The 1,066-nt window shown below is 50.1% G+C and carries 1 protein-coding gene; it reads right to left on the bottom strand.

Annotated features, from left to right (window positions below; all coding sequences use genetic code 11):
- Positions 1 to 78: 78 nt before the first annotated feature.
- Positions 79 to 438 carry a four helix bundle protein gene (locus RJ60_RS15005; RefSeq protein ID WP_103135279.1) on the bottom strand — a complete coding sequence of 120 codons (360 nt, stop codon included), beginning with the start codon at positions 436 to 438 and terminating at the stop codon, positions 79 to 81.
- Positions 439 to 1,066 lie beyond the last annotated feature (628 nt).

The following is a 1,066-nucleotide window of genomic DNA, read 5'->3' as shown; positions in this document are numbered from 1 at the left end:
TTCGTGGTGCCAGTCTCAGCTTTCAGCTGAGGCCAGTCATGCTTCGCATGGGCAGAGCGGAATAAACGCAGACAGTCTTCACTTTTTTTCGTTGCGGATGCGGAAGATTAAGCCGCGGATCATCGATTCAATGCTTTTGATATGGTCACACACATCCTCATAGTGTTCCTTACTAAGAAGGCCAATTTCGTGCGCTATTACTACTTGTGTTGACAGTTCGTATAGTGAACCCTGCGCCAAATGAAGGAAGTGAACGAAGTCCTTGGCCGTTGATCTTCCGCGGCCTTCTGCGATGTTTGATGCTACTGACACTGACGCTCTTCTCATTTGGCTAGTCAGTCCGTAAATTTCGCTTTGAGGAAAATCCTTTGTGATGAAATACATCTTCTTAGCAAGTTCGACAGATTTTCTCCAGACTTCGAGATTATTCAGACTCAAGTTCGTTACTCCTTTCTATGTTAAACGATAGCCAGTCTCGCCTTCGGCGAGGCCAGTCACACTACGTGTGGCCAGTCAGGCTGCGCCTGGCCAGTTCCGGCTTCGCCGGGCAAGAACCTCAAGGCCAGTACTGATTGGCGGAGAAGCATCCGCCGCCAGTCTGCTGACGCAGGCCAGTCACACTGCGTGTGGCCAGTCGCACTTCGTGCAGCCAGTTCCGACTTCGTCGGGCTAAACCTAAGATCCAGAGCAATAGAAATCATTTCAAAGCTGCTAATGGGACCAGTGAAGGCACCGCCTTCGCTAGTCGCCTTCGGTGGCCACTGAGGCTACGCATGGCCAGTTCCGGCTTCGCCGGGCGGAAGAACCGCTTTACGCTGATCGCTGAAGGCTTGAAAAAAGCACTTTAAGCGACACCGTCTTCCTGTCCTCCGAAGAACCAATCTTTTGCTCCTACCAAGAACCAACAACGAACAACCAACAACGGTTCTTTGTTACCAATCTGTTCTTCTGCGCTTTCTGTAGGTTATACTAAGCACTGCGTAATATAGTGCACTGAGAGCAGCTACGACATACACTCCGACTACAACTATCCAGAGTTTGGGATTTGCTTGAAGAACTTCGCCTT

Origin of the sequence: Mesotoga sp. B105.6.4, from assembly GCF_002896535.1 — a bacterium.
Lineage (GTDB): Bacteria > Thermotogota > Thermotogae > Petrotogales > Kosmotogaceae > Mesotoga.
Note: the sequence above shows the minus strand (reverse complement) of the source record. Positions and strands in the feature narration are given on the sequence as shown.